1 pseudogene is annotated in these 642 nt (G+C 62.5%); it reads right to left on the bottom strand.

Annotation, left to right across the window (positions count from 1 at the left end):
- Positions 1 to 467: pseudogene (locus AWU74_RS07270) on the bottom strand (hypothetical protein); the annotation flags it as partial.
- Positions 468 to 642 lie beyond the last annotated feature (175 nt).

The following is a 642-nucleotide window of genomic DNA, read 5'->3' as shown; positions in this document are numbered from 1 at the left end:
GCGCCCGCCTGCGAAGGAGCCGCTTCAAGCTCTTCGTCCGCGTTGTCGCGGTACACGTCGCGCACCCACGCGACCCAGTCCCGCTCCGCCCCGGCGCTCCATTCGCGCCCGTTTTTCACGCAGATTTTCTTATAAAGCCCCTGCCTGACCGCCTCGCTGAAGGGCACGCGGTGCAGCGACCAGCCCGCTTCGCGCCCCGCGCGTATGCCGTCAAGGAGCACGGCGAACGGGTTCGCGTCCCCGTTGTGCGTCGATATGAGCGACACCTGACCGCCCCACATGACGAGCGCCTTTGCCGCTTTGAGCATTCCGTTAAGGTCGTCGACGAACGCCGCCTCGTCTATGACCACTCGCCCCTGCTTGCTCCGCACCGAATGCGGCGTGCCGGGCAAGCCGAGCACCTGCGCGCCGCTTGCGAACCTGACGCGGTAGGTGAGAATGTCCTTGCCGTCGTCCTCTATAACCACCTCTTCTGCGGCGGACGCGGCGGCTTCCGTACCGTCGCAAACGATTCCCTAGGCAGTGTGGACTAAAGAAAGGAAAAGAGGTAAAATAGGAGCATGAAAGGAAATAAAGGCATTCACCGGCACGATATAAGCGACGAGGCGTGGGAACGGATAAAAGAACTGCTGCCCGGACAGG

Source organism: Treponema endosymbiont of Eucomonympha sp., from assembly GCF_001028545.1.
The sequence above is the reverse complement of the archived record's forward strand: the minus strand, read 5'-3'. Positions and strand labels throughout refer to the sequence as shown.